We start from the raw sequence: 14166 nt of genomic DNA, 5'->3' as shown, positions 1-14166 counted from the left end.
CGATCCGGAAACGGAATTCGAAATGCAGGCCCGATTCGGGCTTTGACGGTCGCGGCGGGCAGTGCGGTCCTGTTTGCGGCGCAAGGCGCGTTCGCCGCGAACCAGGCGCTCGAAGACCTGTTCATTACCGCCTGTACCGGCGCGGTTGGCGACATGGCGACCTCATGCGGCAACGCGCCCGGATCGCTGTTGTCGGGCGACGCGGAATCATCCATGAACCCGTCACAGGCGCTGACAAGCAACGACCTGTCGCTCAGCCGGGCGAAGACGATGATGCGCGAAGCGCAGGAGCGGCTCGACAGGGAACGACAGGAAAAGGCCGGAATCCCGACCGGCCGCAATGCCGGCAATTCGGTGGAATTCGGCGCGCTCAGCCTGTTTCTGAACCTGACGGGCGAAATCTTCGACCGCGACCGGCTGCTCGATATCGACAACGAAAAAGGCTATGACGGCTGGAAAACCGGCTTTCAGTTCGGCGGCGACTACCGCGTCGGCGACAAGCTGGTGGTCGGCGCGCTGCTGGGCTACGACCACAGCGAGTCGAAATTCGATCCGGACCAGCCCGGTGTGGGCTTCAATCCGGGCGGCGACGAGGGCGGTACACGATCGGACAGCCTGCTGGTCAACGTCTACTCCAGCTACAACGTGACCGACAGCTTCCATATCGACGGAACGCTGGGCTACGGCTACACGGATTACACCTTCGACCGCAACGCGATCTTCCAGAACACGGCGCGGAATTTCGCGGCCGGAATCAGCACGGTCGGCGAAACCCATGGCCAGGAATACAGCGCCAGCGTCGGCATGGGGTACGACTTCTACCGCAATGCGTTCAGCTTTGGCCCCTATGTCCGGGTCAGTTACAGCCGCAGCGTGATCCAGGGCTATACCGAGGAGGATCGCAGCGGAACGGGGCTCAACATGACCATCGGCGAAGACTCCGTGACGTCGCTGACGACGACAGCCGGGTTCCAGGGCAGCTATGCCGCCAGCACCGACTGGGGCGTCCTGGTGCCGCAGATGCGCGTCGAATACGAGCATGAATTCGACAGGGACGTGCGCTCCATCACCACCTCCTTCGCGCAGACCGGGGCGGCGAACAGCCTCGCGGTTTCCACCGACAAACCGGACCGCGACTATGTCAACCTGGGCGCCAGCCTGCTGTTCGTCCTGCCGAACGGCTGGATGCCCTTCGTCGATGTGGAAACGCTGGTGTCTTACAAGGACCTCGACCGCCAGCGGTATACCGCCGGGCTGCGCGTCGAATTCTGACCCGGCGCATCCATCTTCGCCAGATGCCGTGTCGTGTTTAACCCGCCTCCCCGCCTGACCGGCGGGCCGGGAACAAAGCATTGGCCAATCCGGCGGGTCGTCTCCTAAAGTCACGGCAATACAGAAACATGATGGGGGAAAGCCATGTCGATGCAGTTCGGGATCATGATGCGGGGCCAGTTTCCGGCGGGGGACAATGTCGCCGACCGGTTCGCGGAAATGATGGAACAGGCGCGCCTGGCGGAAAGGCTGGGCTACCACTCCATCACCAAGGGCGCGCATTACAGCACCCATCCCCTGCAGGACCTGCAGCAGGTTCCCTTCCTGTGCCGGGTCGCCGCCGAGGCGCCCGGCCTGCGGCTTAACACCGGGGTGCTGCTGCTGCCGCTGCACAAGCCGCTGGACGTGGCCGAACAGCTGGGTACGCTGGACATCATCACCAACGGCAAGCTGATCTTCGGCTGCGGCGTCGGCTACCGCGATGTCGAACTGGCCGCCTTCGGCACCTCGAAGGCCGAGCGCGCCGGCCGCTTCGAGGAGAACCTGACCGCCATCAAACGGCTGTGGACCGAGGAAACGGTCACCATGAAGGGCTCCCATTTCGAACTGATCGACGCCGGCTGTTCGGCCAAGCCGGTGCAGAAGCCGATGCCGCCCATCTGGATCGGCGGCAGCGCCGACGCGGTCATCCGCCGGGCGGCGCGCATGGGCAACTGCTGGTATGTCGGTCCGAACGACCGGCTGGAGGAACTGGAAAGCCAGGTCGAGACCTACAGGCGCGCGCTGGACGCCGAAGGCAAGCCCTTCCCCGACGAGTTCCCGCTGCGCCGCGAGGTATTCTGCGCCCCCACCCGCGAGGAAGCCTATCGCCTCGCCGCTGGGCCGATCATGACCAAGTACAGGGCCTATCACGAATGGGGCCTCGGCCGGTCGCGGTCGGATTCGAAGGACGAGCTGGGCCAGCCCTTCGAGGAACTGCTGAAGGACCGCTTCTTCATCGGCTCGCCGGACGATGTGGCCGAGCAGATCGTCAGGTTCAACAGGCGCGTCGGCATGAACCACATCGTGATGAGCATGCACTGGCCGGGGCTGGAGGTCGCCCGCTCCATGGAGAGCATGCAGCTGCTGGCCGAGGAGGTCTTCCCCCGCGTCCGGCAGGGGCTCTGACCGCATGACCGCCGAAGCCGAACGTTGCGCCACCGGTCGGGCGATCCGCGAAATGGCATGAGCCGCCGTAACGGATTGCACCGCCGCCGCGTTGCCCCTATATCCACGCCGGGCGGGAGCAAGCGGAAGGACGGCGGCCGATGACAGACAGCGTGAACACGACGACACTGACAGACAGGATGCGGGCGGCGGTCGAATCGACGGTATTCCAGCGCGCCATCACGGCGCTGATCGTGGTCAACGCGATCACCCTCGGGCTGGAAACCAGCGCCGCGGTCATGGACGCGGTCGGCGGGCTGCTGGTCGCGCTGGACCGGGCGGTGCTGGGCGTCTTCGTGCTGGAACTGGCGATCAAGATCGCCGTCTACCGCACCCGGTTCTACCGCGATCCGTGGAACCTGTTCGACTTCATCGTCGTCGGCATCGCCCTGATCCCGGCGACCGGCAGCCTGTCCGTGCTGCGTGCGCTGCGGGTGCTGCGCGTGCTGCGGCTGGTCTCCACCGTGCCGTCGATGCGCCGGGTGATCGGCGCGCTGCTGCATGCAATCCCCGGCATGGGCTCGATCATCGCGCTGCTGGCGCTGGTCTTCTATGTCTTCTCGGTGATGGCGACCAACCTGTTCGGCGCGGCCTTCCCGGACTGGTTCGGCGGCGTCGGCGCCTCGGCCTTCACCCTGTTCCAGATCATGACGCTGGAAAGCTGGTCGATGGGCGTGGTGCGGCCGCTGATGGAAACCTTCCCGCTGGCCTGGATGTTCTTCGTGCCCTTCATCCTGCTGACGACCTTCACCGTGCTGAACCTGTTCATCGGCATCGTGGTGGATGCGATGCAGTCCCAGCACGCGGAGGAAAACGCGGCGGTCCGCGCCGCCGAACAGGCGCAGGTCGCGCAGGGGCAGAAAGACCGGGACGAGATCCTGGCCGAAATCCGCGCCCTGCGCGCGGAAGTGGCGGCGCTGCGCACACGCTGAGGCGCGCCCCCCGATTCCCCCGCCTGAAGGAGAGAGAAAAAGTATCGGATTATTGGCTTTTATTGGCATTTCCTGGCATCCCGCGCCGCGCAGACGGCTCCGCCGCCCCACCTCACCCCGACCCTCTCCGCCCCAATGGGGCAGAGAGGGAGTGCAGGCCGCCCTCGTCCACCCATTTCTTTGCACCCTCGCCCCAATTTGGGGGAGAGGGCAGGGTGAGGGGGCGCCGGGTCGAAATCTGCTGAAAGCGCATAATTTCCACGCGCCGCGTGTCCCCCACCCTCATCGTCCGGCCGCCCTCGCCGCCTTCGCCGCCTTCGCCAGCGTGTGTTCGCGCCAGGCGATGTAGCTGACGCTGGCCATCACGATCAGCCCCCCGGCCCAGACATACACATCCGGCGGGTCGCCGAAGATGAAGATGCCGATCAGCGTCGCCCAGATCAGGCGGAAGAACTCGAACGGCGAGACCACATGCGTCGGCGCGCGGCGCAGGGCCTCCGCCATCAGCAGATGCGCCAGCGCCCCCGACAGCCCGATGGCGATCAGCCAGGCGTATTGTTCCGGCGTCGGCCAGGTCCAGTCGATCAGCGCCGCCGCCAGCGTGACCGGCGTCATCAGCAGGTACATATAGGCGGTGATGGTCACGCTGGAATCGGTCCGCCCCAGGGTCTTGATGACGATGATCGCCCCGGCCCAGCACAGCGCCGAGCCCAGCACCAGCAGCGTGCCCCATTCGAAGCTGGCGGCGTCCGGCCGGATGATCACCACCGTCCCGGCGAAGCCCGCGATGATCGCCGACCAGCGCCGCACGCTCACCCGCTCGCCCAGCACGACGATGCCGATCAGCACGGCGAAGATCGGCGTGGTGAACTGCAGCGCCGTCACCGTCGCCAGCGGCGCCACCGACAGGGCGATGAAGAAGCCGAAGGCGGACAGCGTCTGCAGCCCGGCGCGGCACATATGCAGCCCCAGCCGCTCGGTCCGGAAGATCGCCAGGCCGGAGCGGAAAATCCACGGCACGAAGAACAGCAGCGCCGTGACCGTGCGGAAGAACACGATCTCCAGCATCGACAGGTCCGCCGACAGCCACTTGGCGGTGGAATGCTGGAAGATCAGCACCACCGACGCCGCGATCATCAGCGCGATCCCGCCGAGGCTGCCGGACAGCGCCCCCGCTTTCGGCGGCGCGGTCACGGCGCGTGGCCGCCGGCGGCGAAAAAGTGTTTTTCATCGGCATTTATCGGCATTTATCGGCTTTTCCTGGCATCGCGGCAGGCGCGACGCGCGCCGCGCCCCCCGATATCTAGCACCGATCGGTAAAAATTGGCATCGGTTCGCGGTTGCGGGCGTTCCGCAACGGCCGGCGAAAAAATTCTCCTCGATTAACATCGCTTAACATCGCTTAACATCGGTCATCATTTTTTATCGTTCCCGGCGGTACGCGTCTTCCACGGTTTGCCACGCACGGTTTGCCTCGTCCTGTGCGGCGAAAACTTTCCGCCCCGATTAACATTGCTTGACATTTGTTATCATCCCGGCCCGCGCGGCGCTGGCATGATTGACCGGCATTGGCGGGCATACAGCCGCTCAAGGCGGACCCCGTCTCGTCGAAGGCTGAACCGTCTTCGGGGGGAGCGGGAAGGGTGAGGGGCTCTCCGGTCCTGGAACGTCTCTGCCCTGCCCGCCAGGAAATAGGAAAAAATACATCAAACTATGTAAAATGTCAAGAAGTATGGGAAACGGGTAGCGTCTCGGTTTGTGCATTGATGCAATACACCACCCCGGACCCGCTGCACTGACCCGCTACGCGCAACGGGAGAAAAGATCATGAATCAGGACACAAAGACGTTCCGAGCGGCGGAAGGTGTGCTATTTATGCGATATGAACCGTCGCACATTCCTCTCTTTGTCAACGGGATTCGCCCTGTCCGGCGCGCTGGCGGCGCGGGGTTCAGTCATGGGTAACGTGCTCGTCAACGGCGATTTCCGCTATGCGCAACGATCCATGGTGCAGCCCGGCACACAGGTCATGTTCGATGGCCCTGGGGGCTTCACCTTCGACCGCTGGTGGGTCAATCAGAACAGCGATCAGGTGGACGTCAAGCAAATCCCGGGATTCATGGGCTTCCCGCACGCCTGCCGCCTCCACCGGAAGCCGGGCAGCGTTTACGAGGGGGACTGCTGCATCATGCAGACCATTCCTTCAGACGTTTCCATGCGGCTGGCGGGCGGGCAGATCACCGTCCCGATCGCGGCGCGCAAGTCGACGGGCTGGACCGATGGGGACGGGCTGATGTCGGTATCCGTGTTCTATGGCACCGGGTTCGACGAAGGCAGCCAGGCCTTCGGTAACGGGTCGTGGGCAGGGCAGGCGCTGGCCGGGCGGGCTCGTTACCCGCTGACCGCTGCCGGCGCGCAGTATTTCCCGACATTCGATATTCCATCGAATGCAACGGAGATGGCAGTCGTTATTGACGGCCATTTCGCCGGGACGGCCGGGCCTGAAGACTGGTTCGACGTGACCGGAATCCGGGCAATACCCGGCATTGCGGATTACGCGCCTATCCTGAATGCCCGCGCGGATCTGCAAGACTGTTTATCCTATTACCAGCGGCTAAACCGTTTCGGAAATGCAACGGTCATCCCCGGCGCCCTGGTTTGCGCGGATGCGACCAACGCTTTCGGCGTGATCCGACTGAAGTCCCCTCTCCGGACAAATATCGGATACGACGTGCATTTCAGCGCGATGGACACGTTCCATTTCAATCATCCGAATGCGCTGGTGCCGAGCAGCTTGTCATTCTTCGGGCATGAGGATTTCGACAAGTTCTACCTCTGGGCCATGTTCCCCGACACGTTCGACCTGAAAAGCGGGTTCGCCATGTACCTGACATGCAATGCATGGCCGGCGAAGGCGTATATCGACGTGGACGCGGACCTTTAGCGCGCCAATTGGTTCTCATCCCCGAGTACCGGACAAGATGGCGGGACGGTGGCGGCAATTCCGAAATCGGTGACAGTGCACTATTTTTGGCGCGAGGAAATAAAAAGTGCACTGTCACCGATTTCGCATCGACCTTTAACGCAGGTTGGCGGTGCATTACTGACGGATGTCAGCAAAGTACTTTCACTGGTTTTGATCGCCGCCATCCTTGGGAGTTGTCTCGCGATAAGTTACCTGACAGAGCGCCGCCTAGCTACATGGCGGCGTGCGGTAAACGCCTTGTTAGTTAGCAGGAAGCCGAGTTCACCTTTGGCGGAGCGTCCATAACAACTTTAGGTGGCAGCATTTCCGCTGCGCGCTTTCCTGGCGCCGCACCCGCCCCGCCGCCAAACCCGGAAACGTCTCATACCCGGCTTCCCGCACCGCGTCACACCGTCTGTGCGCCCCTGGCGTTCTCGACGCCATTTAGCATGGTCAGCCCGTCGAAAAGCTCCATGAACTGCGCATGGCGCAATTCGGCGCCGTATTCCGCGACATACCACTTCCAGAGATTGACGCTGTGCGTCGCGACGGACACGTGCGCCGCAAGGCCGAGGTATGAGTTTTCCGCATCGCCCAGGAACTTGATGAACAGCTGGGGCATGTCGTCCTCGACGAATCTCTGGTAGCTGAGCTCATAGGAGCTGATGACTCTTTGCGCGGCGACATAGCCCTCTTTCATCTTCTCCCGCAAGGCGCCGCGCCGCGCCCTTATACGCGATTGCTGTTCCTGCGGCAGCCTGACATGGTCGACCGGGTAGCAGAGCTGGTTATGCCCCACCCACTGGTACATCGTCTTCAGCCTGTCGAGCAGTTCGCTGAACCGGACCTGATAATAGCAGACGGCCTTCCAGGCGAAGAACACCTCGGGCGCCTTTTCGGGCGATATCTGCATCGCCCTGATGAAGGGTTCGATGCCCTCCACGTCGCGCGCCTGCCAGATTTTCGTGAGGAACCGTTCCACATACTGTTCGCGCGCCCTGTCGCCTGTCCCTTCCGCGACGGAACCCAGCGCCATCGTGACCAGCCGGGAGATCTTCTCCCGGATCGGGATCCTGATCTTGTCCCATTCCTGGTTGGAAATCGCGAAATAGTAAGGGTGAATGCCGCCTGCGATTTCCGCCTGCTCGGCCTTGCTCTTGAACAGGAACGGATCGAGGCTGTGCATCGAATCGAGCAGTGCAAGGATATTCATGTCCTGTTCAATGCGTTCGCGGATCTCATCGGTCTGGCTGCCGCTGGAAACCTTCTCCCCCAGGGCCCTGTAGAACCTGCCGTCGCTGAAGCTCAGCGATTCGCCGCCGTCATAGGGGTTGTCGAAATCATAGGGAAAATAGACGAGCGTGTTGACGATCATCGACTGGCGCGCCGTCGGCAGCGCCTTTTCGTAGCGCTTTATCAGGACGGATTTGTTCAGCACATCGTTCCGGAACAGCCGACCCACCGAGTCGTCGGGGGGAATCGACCTGCCGATCGCGTAGCAGTCGAGCGCGACCGACCGGCCCGACTCGATCATGTTGCGGAGTTGCGAGCGATCCATGTTCCGTGCCACCTGCGGCTGTTTTGCTACTTCATAATATATCCGGTTGATACAGGGAAGGTTTTAAAGCACCCGTTTGCATTGCTGGGTCGCCCGCTTGACGGCCATTGTCCGTCCGGCCTGTTCCGTGGCAACGCCATCGCCATCGCCATTCCCCGCCATATGGCGCGGCGAGGCGTGGAACCCGACGCCCGGTCCCGACGTTAAAGAAAAATATGACGGACATATGCCGCCGCGCGTCAAAGGCAGGAAAGGAGATGACACATGTGGTTCTGGTTGCTGATGCTCCTGTTGCTGGCCGTCATCCTCGCATGGCCGACCTGGCCCTATACGTATGAGCGCGGGGTGTATCGCCGCGGCGGCTACTGGCGGTACGGGCCGTCCGCCGCCGCCGCCGCAACAGCGGCGTTGATCCTGATACTCTTCTGGCTTGGTCTGCTCGTGATCGCCTGGCCGTGGGCGGCGACGCCGGTCGCTGTCGGGTGACGCCTGCGGGTCCGCACGGGGGCGCGGGCCGAAGCCTGAACCGAAATTTGCAAAACCTGAACGATGGAGGACGACAATGAACATCGAATCACTCAAGGATCTGTATGTGGCCGAGCTTCAGGAAGCCCGCTCGGTCGAGGCGCAGCTTTCCGACGCCCTGCCGAAAATGAAGGAGACGGCGAGCGCCGGAAACCTGAAGCAGGCCTTCGACAAACAGCTGGGCGAAACGCGCTCTCATCTGGAAAAAATGGACGCGATCCTGCAACGCCATGGCGCCGAGCCGCGCGCGCATCGCGACCAGTCGATGCAGACGATCCTTGCCGAGGCCGATAAATGGGCCGGCATGGTCGACGATCCCGCCTGCCGCGACGCCGGGCTTATCGCCTCGGCGCAACGTGTCGAACACTACGGGATGGCGGTCTACGGATCGCTCGCCACCTGGGCGAACCAGCTGGGCCTCGACGACGACGCAGGCGCGCTGCACGCGATCCTCGACGAGGCGAAGGCGGCCGACAGTTCGCTGACCCAGCTGGCGAAGGCCAGCGTCAACCCCGAGGCGCTGTAACGCCCTTACTTCGCCGCGGCGCCATGGCAGGTGCCAGGTCCCGCGCAGCGGTGCACTCTGTTCGGGACCTGCCCTAATTCGTCAGGACGGGCGGGAAGGCGATAAAGCCGCTGGAATTGCCGGACAGCTGGATACCCCCGTTCGGCAGGAAGGGCAGCAGGAACTGGTATTCGTAATTGACCTGGACCGACAGCAGGCTGGTGCCCGTCACGGGATCGATGGGCGCGGCGGCGGCGATCACGGCGGCGTCGCGATCGAACACGCCGGTCAGTTTCGACGCGGCATACGCCTCGATATCCGCCGCGGTGATCTGCCCCTCGCGCACGATGGCGAACCGGGTCGCTTCCTCCGCCGCATGCTGCAGGGCGGCCTGCGTGAAGCCCATCCGGCCCAGTTCCATGGTGCCGAAGATGGCCGTCAGCATGATGGGAACGGTCAACGCGAATTCCACGGCGATCGCGCCGCGGGCTTCCCTGCCCAGCCGGCGCAGGATGGCGGCGCAGGCGGCGGTAAGGTCGCCGGCTGTTTTCTTCATCGTCATCACGGTCGGGGTCATGTGCCGCATCCCTAGTTCAGGCGGACGGAGTTGGAGGCTTCCAGCGGGATCGTGTCCGGGACCAGCGGGTAGTTGAAGATCGGCGTATAGTCGCTCTTCAGCGTGATCTGCAGAAACGTCCGGCGCGGGCTGCAGGCCAGCGGCACGTCCGGTTCGGACACGCAGGTCACGGCCTGTTCATCGGGGCACTGGCAGAACACCGAGGCGCTGAGCTTGTCCGCGCCCGGGTCGCCGTCCAGGTAGCTGGCGGAATTGATCACCGCCTCCCGGATCGTCTGCAGGGATATGATCGACTCCTGTTCATCCGCGCTGGGGCCGATGGAGGGCCGCCGGACCAGGGCGAACTGCACGCCGGCCCGCACCGCGTTCGACAGTTCCGACTGCCGGGTGTAGGCCATCGAGAAGTCGAACACGCCAAGCGCCAGCACCGAGATCACCGACGCCATCACCGCGGTCTCGATCGAGACGATGCCGCGGCTGTCCCGCAGCAGGCGTCGCGGCGACACCGTGCGAAGGGCGCGCGCTTTGAATGACTGGAACATGAAACACTCCTCCTTCACGGTCGGGTCTACTGCAGCAGGACGACCTGCTCCTGGGGGGCGGAATCGCCGTCCAGCCCGACGGATTCGCACAGCGATACGGTATTGCGCAGATAGGACGTGCCGCTGAACTTCACGATGCGGGCGACGATCATGGTGCAGCCGTCGATATCCGATCCGCCGTTATAGGTGACCGGCTGGTTCTTGATGTAGACTGCCCCGACGAAGGTGAGCGCCGCGCCGCCGTTGAACTTGTTGTCGCCGGATTCGCCGGCGGCGGCATCCTGGTGCACGACGATCCCGGCGTATTCGCCGATGGTCGGCGCGGTCAGGGTGACGACGCTCTGCGCCCGGATGTCGATTTCGCCGATACTGGCCGGATTTTCGCTGGTCAGGACGATCGTGACGCCGTCGCCGGTCACATTGCCCTGGAACAGCACGTTACCGCTGTCGACGAAGTAGATGCCGGCCTGCATCGTGAGGGTCCGGTTCGGCTTGACCGTGAAATCGCCGCAGATCCGCACCGTGCCGCCCGACAGGGCGGGGCCGATGGTCTGGTCGCTGTCGACGGTGAGGCCGTTGAAGTCGCACGAGCCGCTGAGCGGCGGGAACTGCCTGTCCTTGAACGGGTCCGGGACGCGCGGCGAGAACGGCATCGGCGGCTGCTGGGTGATCAGTTCGCCGCTGCCGTCGACGACGATATCGCCGAACGACTGCGCCGGGTTGGCGATCAGCGTCGCGTTGCCGCCGACATACAGCGCGTCATTGCTGCTCGAATTCGAGGCGACGCCGCAGCCGACATTCGCATAGGTATTGCCGATGAATTCCACGGTCCGTCCGGCATCCTCGTCCAGCCCGATGACGCAGATACTGCCCAGCGTGCGGACGCCGCCGGTCGCGCTGGCGGAAACCGAGGGCTCGTCGTCCAGGAACAGGCCGGCCAGAAAGAAGGGCACCTTGCGCGTCACGGTGATATTGGCCAGGGGGATGGCGCTGCCCGGCGTCGCAAGGGGATCGGCATTGGCGACGGTCAGAAGATTGCCGGAGGTTTCCGTAAATCCGTTGCGGATCGCCTCGACCCGCGCGGCGGAATCCACGCCGGTCAGGTCGGCGCCTTCCCGTATCGCATAGGTCGCGGCGACGGCGGCGGCGTCGGCGATGGTCTGGGTCTGGCGCTTTTCCGAATACCACATGGCGACATCGATGCCCATGCCGGTAAAGCCGAGCACCGCCGTCATGGAAACCGCCGCCAGCGTGATCATCGAGCCGCGCCGGTCGGACAAGAGGTCCCTGAACCTGGATTGAACGGCGGGTCCGAACCTGATTTTCTTCATGATTCCCTCACGTATAGCCACGGCGTTTCCGCCCGGAACATGCAAAAATGAAACGAGTAATAACGGGCAGTAACACCTTCGTCATTACAATAATGACTGTTTTACAGGACAGTCAAAATAAATTTATTGTAATAATATCGGGGAAAAATGAGGTATTGTTTGAATAAATATTACGAATAATTTTCAGTGTATTTTGCGTATTTTGTGCATTTTGCGAATGCCGCAAACCGGGCGCGAACCGGCGCCTTCCCATAATCATGGAAAAAGGCCCGCCGGGGCCGCTCTGCCGGTGGCGGGCGCCCGGTTCAGGCGGAGGGGGCGTTCAATCCCCTTCAGCCATGGCGGTGGCGCGGCGCGACGGTTCCGAAGCCCGGCTGGTGCGCGTAATTGGCGCTCCAGAATTCCTGGATCAGGTCGGCCATCAGCGCCGGCTCGTATTTCGGCGGGTGGTCCGCGTCGACGAAGGGCGGCAGCACCGAAATCACGTTGGTCGATGTCGGGCTGTGGAAATAGGCGATGGCGTAGCGGTCCGCATCGCCCTCCACGATCACCCCGTGCGGGGTGGACAGGAAGCGGTCGTTGCTCATGCGCCGTGCGTAATTGCCGATATTGACCAGCAGCGTGCCGGGAATCAGCGGCGGCACCACCCACTCGCCGGACGGCATGCGGATGCGCAGCCCCGGCACGTCCATGCGCGCGAGGATGGTGAAGAAGCTGTTGTCCGTATGCGGCCCGGTGCCGAAGTCGTTGTCGCCGATCCGCGTCGGCGGGTAATGCAGGAAGCGCAGCTGCACATGGCCGCCATCGGTGAACATCGGCGCGAGGAAATCCGGCGCCATGCCCAGCGAAACCGAAAACGCCGGCAGCATCTTCTGCGCCAGCGCGTGCACCGCGTCGAAATACGCCATCACCCCTTCGCGGAACCCGGGCAGCCCGTCGGGCCAGGCGTTGCGCCCGCGCTTCGGCGTCAGCGGCATGGCGCCGGGCGCGGCCGGGTCGGTTTCGTGGGTGACGAAATAGGATTCGTTCTGGTTCGGCTTCGTCGCCCTGTGCACCGTCGAATGGCCCTGGGTGCTGGCGTTCATCGCCAGGTAGCCGATATTCCCCGCATCCAGCGACAGCGCCTGCTTGGCGGCCAGCGGCAGGGCGTGGAAGCGCTTCGATTCGGCGAAGGCGCGGGCGATCGGCGCGTCCGGAATGCCGTGGCGGCGAATGTAGAAAAAGCCCACATCCTCGCAGGCTTGCCGGATTTCCGCCGCCAGCGCCGCGCGCGCCCCCGCAGCCCCGGCGAAATACGGCCCGAGGTCGAGCACCGGAATCCGCGCCGCCGCCGCGTCCATATCCGCCGGTGCGTGCCGTTCGAACAGATGCATCGCCGTCCTCCCTTTTCGCCGCCACCGGGCGATGATAGCCGATGCGCCGCCCGGTTGTCAGCGCCCCGGATATGCGGCACGATTTGGGGAGGATGTCCCGCGCATCGCCTGTCCCCTTGCAGCACCTGTCAGGAAGCCCCCATGCATGAGCAGATGACCGGCCCGATCACCGACCCTTCCGCCTGGCGCGGTCCCGAATATGCGGGGCGCGACGACTGGGCCCATCACCTCAGCGCGGCCGAACTGGCCGAACTCGACGCGGCGCTGGACGGCGTCACCCGGGCCGGGCTGGCGCCGCTGGAATTCACCCGCGAGGCCTTTCCCCTGCCGACCCTCGGCCCGGCGCTGGCCGGCGTGCTGGACGAGCTGGAGACCGGCCGCGGCTTCGCGCTGCTGCGCGGCATCCCGGTCGACCGCCATGACGAGGCGGCGCTGTACCGGCTGTACTGGGGCATCGCCGTGCATCTCGGCGACATGATCTCGCAGAACGCGAAGGGCGACCTGATCGGCCGGGTGGAGGATGTCGGGGTCGATATCGACGCGGCCAACGCCCGCGGCTACACCACCAGCGCGCGGCTGCACCCGCACAACGATTCCTCCGACATCGTCGGGCTGCTTTGCGTGCGCCAGGCGCGGGAGGGCGGGCAGAGCACCATCGCCAGCAGCATGGCGATCTACAACGACATCCTGGCGCGCCATCCGGAATGGATCGACCTGCTGTATCGCGGCTTCCATTACGACGTGCGCGGCGAGGGCGTGACCGGCAAGGCGAACGAGGTGACAAGCCACCGCGTGCCGGTCTACAGCTTCTACGACGGCCGCCTGTCCTGCCGCTACAACAAACGCGCCATCGAGACAGCGGCGGAAAAGATGGGCCAGCCGCTCTCGGGGATGGAGAAGGCGGCGGTGGACGAAATCGCCCGCCTGACCCTCGACCCGGCCATGCGGCTGGATTTCGAGATGCGCCCCGGCGACCTGCAACTGCTCAACAACCACATGGTGCTGCACGCGCGTTCCAACTTCACCGACTGGCCGGAACGCGACCGCCGGCGCCTGCTGCTGCGCCTGTGGGTCAACCGCCGCGACGGTGAGGGCCGCCAACTCGCGCCCGATTTCGCCAACCGCTATAATACGGGGTCGCGGCGGGGGGTGGCGGTTGCGGAGTGAGGGCCCCGGTGGGGATGCGGCCAATGTGCGTAAGGCAAGGATCGCGGAGGACGGGCTAAGGTATTGGTGGCGGACCGGCATCATGGCGTAGGTGGCTTAGGGAGCGAGGGAAAAACATGCGGCGGACGAGTTCGGCGCGTTATAAATAATCGATGAGTATTTTGAAGTAATTTTAAAAATAAAAACCACTATTAAGCTCAAATATGAAGTTTG

The 14166-nt window shown here is 63.9% G+C and carries 13 protein-coding genes; 7 read left to right on the top strand and 6 right to left on the bottom strand.

Features of this window, described 5'->3' with window-relative positions:
- Positions 1–42 precede the first annotated feature (42 nt).
- From WD767_15210 to WD767_15200, 3 genes are all read left to right on the top strand, one after another.
- Complete coding sequence (locus tag WD767_15210) at positions 43–1272, top strand: autotransporter outer membrane beta-barrel domain-containing protein (protein ID MEX2617440.1); 1230 nt, start codon at positions 43–45, stop codon at positions 1270–1272.
- Positions 1273–1422: 150 nt separating this feature from the next.
- Positions 1423–2439 (top strand): LLM class flavin-dependent oxidoreductase, encoded by a 1017-nt coding sequence (locus WD767_15205; GenBank protein MEX2617439.1) that lies wholly within the window; start codon positions 1423–1425, stop codon positions 2437–2439.
- A 140-nt stretch (positions 2440–2579) separates the two neighbouring features.
- Entirely contained in the window at positions 2580–3410 is an 831-nt protein-coding gene (locus WD767_15200; GenBank protein MEX2617438.1) for an ion transporter, read from the top strand.
- Between the two features lie 282 nt (positions 3411–3692).
- Here WD767_15200 and WD767_15195 read toward each other — a convergent pair whose 3' ends face one another.
- Positions 3693–4604 carry a DMT family transporter gene (locus WD767_15195; protein ID MEX2617437.1) on the bottom strand — a complete coding sequence of 304 codons (912 nt, stop codon included), beginning with the start codon at positions 4602–4604 and terminating at the stop codon, positions 3693–3695.
- A 763-nt stretch (positions 4605–5367) separates the two neighbouring features.
- Here WD767_15195 and WD767_15190 point away from each other — a divergent pair.
- A complete protein-coding gene (locus WD767_15190; GenBank protein ID MEX2617436.1) occupies positions 5368–6354 on the top strand; it encodes a hypothetical protein in 987 nt (328 codons plus the stop codon).
- 427 nt (positions 6355–6781) lie between these two features.
- Here WD767_15190 and WD767_15185 read toward each other — a convergent pair whose 3' ends face one another.
- Positions 6782–7933, bottom strand: coding sequence for a hypothetical protein (locus WD767_15185; protein ID MEX2617435.1), 1152 nt, complete (start codon positions 7931–7933; stop codon positions 6782–6784).
- 264 nt (positions 7934–8197) lie between these two features.
- Between WD767_15185 and WD767_15180 the strand changes: the two genes are divergently transcribed.
- Positions 8198–8419 (top strand): hypothetical protein, encoded by a 222-nt coding sequence (locus WD767_15180; GenBank protein ID MEX2617434.1) that lies wholly within the window; start codon positions 8198–8200, stop codon positions 8417–8419.
- A 76-nt stretch (positions 8420–8495) separates the two neighbouring features.
- Positions 8496–8984, top strand: a complete 489-nt coding sequence (locus tag WD767_15175; GenBank protein MEX2617433.1) for a DUF892 family protein — start codon at positions 8496–8498, stop codon at positions 8982–8984.
- Between the two features lie 73 nt (positions 8985–9057).
- On the opposite strand, the gene WD767_15170 is transcribed toward WD767_15175, so the two are convergent.
- From WD767_15170 to WD767_15155, 4 genes are all read right to left on the bottom strand, one after another.
- On the bottom strand, positions 9058–9540 hold the full coding sequence (locus tag WD767_15170; GenBank protein ID MEX2617432.1) for a TadE/TadG family type IV pilus assembly protein: 483 nt from the start codon (positions 9538–9540) through the stop codon (positions 9058–9060).
- 11 nt (positions 9541–9551) lie between these two features.
- The gene (locus WD767_15165) at positions 9552–10082 is read right to left on the bottom strand and encodes a TadE/TadG family type IV pilus assembly protein (protein ID MEX2617431.1); all 531 of its coding nucleotides are present in this window, start codon (positions 10080–10082) and stop codon (positions 9552–9554) included.
- Positions 10083–10108: 26 nt separating this feature from the next.
- Entirely contained in the window at positions 10109–11413 is a 1305-nt protein-coding gene (locus tag WD767_15160) for a pilus assembly protein TadG-related protein (GenBank protein ID MEX2617430.1), read from the bottom strand.
- A gap of 332 nt (positions 11414–11745) precedes the next feature.
- Positions 11746–12786 carry a 2-oxoglutarate and iron-dependent oxygenase domain-containing protein gene (locus WD767_15155; GenBank protein MEX2617429.1) on the bottom strand — a complete coding sequence of 347 codons (1041 nt, stop codon included), beginning with the start codon at positions 12784–12786 and terminating at the stop codon, positions 11746–11748.
- Between the two features lie 141 nt (positions 12787–12927).
- Here WD767_15155 and WD767_15150 point away from each other — a divergent pair, with 141 nt between their 5' ends.
- Entirely contained in the window at positions 12928–13953 is a 1026-nt protein-coding gene (locus WD767_15150; GenBank protein MEX2617428.1) for a TauD/TfdA family dioxygenase, read from the top strand.
- Positions 13954–14166 lie beyond the last annotated feature (213 nt).

The sequence above is a fragment of the Alphaproteobacteria bacterium genome, assembly GCA_040905865.1.
In the GTDB taxonomy this organism is placed as follows: Bacteria; Pseudomonadota; Alphaproteobacteria; order UBA8366.
The sequence above is the reverse complement of the archived record's forward strand: the minus strand, read 5'-3'. Positions and strand labels throughout refer to the sequence as shown.

Coding starts and splice junctions, on each gene's coding strand:
- WD767_15205 (MEX2617439.1), top strand. CDS start 1,423: ATGCAGTTCGGGATCATGATGCGGGGCCAGTTTCCGGCGGGGGACAAT.
- WD767_15200 (MEX2617438.1), top strand. CDS start 2,580: ATGACAGACAGCGTGAACACGACGACACTGACAGACAGGATGCGGGCG.
- WD767_15190 (MEX2617436.1), top strand. CDS start 5,368: ATGGGTAACGTGCTCGTCAACGGCGATTTCCGCTATGCGCAACGATCC.
- WD767_15185 (MEX2617435.1), bottom strand. CDS start 7,933: ATGGATCGCTCGCAACTCCGCAACATGATCGAGTCGGGCCGGTCGGTC.
- WD767_15180 (MEX2617434.1), top strand. CDS start 8,198: ATGTGGTTCTGGTTGCTGATGCTCCTGTTGCTGGCCGTCATCCTCGCA.
- WD767_15175 (MEX2617433.1), top strand. CDS start 8,496: ATGAACATCGAATCACTCAAGGATCTGTATGTGGCCGAGCTTCAGGAA.
- WD767_15170 (MEX2617432.1), bottom strand. CDS start 9,540: ATGACCCCGACCGTGATGACGATGAAGAAAACAGCCGGCGACCTTACC.
- WD767_15165 (MEX2617431.1), bottom strand. CDS start 10,082: ATGTTCCAGTCATTCAAAGCGCGCGCCCTTCGCACGGTGTCGCCGCGA.
- WD767_15160 (MEX2617430.1), bottom strand. CDS start 11,413: ATGAAGAAAATCAGGTTCGGACCCGCCGTTCAATCCAGGTTCAGGGAC.
- WD767_15155 (MEX2617429.1), bottom strand. CDS start 12,786: ATGCATCTGTTCGAACGGCACGCACCGGCGGATATGGACGCGGCGGCG.
- WD767_15150 (MEX2617428.1), top strand. CDS start 12,928: ATGCATGAGCAGATGACCGGCCCGATCACCGACCCTTCCGCCTGGCGC.